General features: G+C 56.6%; 1 pseudogene. It reads right to left on the reverse strand.

The annotated features are described in order from the left end of the window. Positions 1-233 precede the first annotated feature (233 nt). A pseudogene (locus EOA29_RS40440) lies at positions 234-415 on the reverse strand (peptidase); the annotation flags it as partial.

Genomic DNA, 415 nt, shown 5'->3' on the forward strand with positions numbered 1-415 from the left:
CAGTATTATAAGTCGGGATGCTGGCATCTGTCCGAACCCTCGCCTATGGCAAACCACCTAGCCAAGGCGGACTTTGCAGCCGCAATCGTCAAAACAAGGTTAATGCAATGCTTACGATCGTGATTAATTTAAGGTTTACATAAATTAGAACGAACCCCCCTCCGGGATGCGAAAAGGGCGGCCAAGCCGCCCAGTCCAAAATCGGATACCTCGTACGCGCGATGGCAGGGCGGCTAGGCGGCCAGCCTTTCCAGCGCCCATACCATCAGCGGAGAATCCGGAAAAACGATCAGACCGCCGATGCCGAGCGCGATGCCGTAGGGAACGCCGGTCGTCTGGTCGGCGAAATGGCGCAGGAAGGGATTGTGCCCGGTAAAGTCCGCCAGTGCCGATTTCCGGTAAGCAAGGATGGCGA

Origin of the sequence: Mesorhizobium sp. M1E.F.Ca.ET.063.01.1.1, assembly GCF_003998155.1 — a bacterium.
GTDB lineage: Bacteria > Pseudomonadota > Alphaproteobacteria > Rhizobiales > Rhizobiaceae > Mesorhizobium.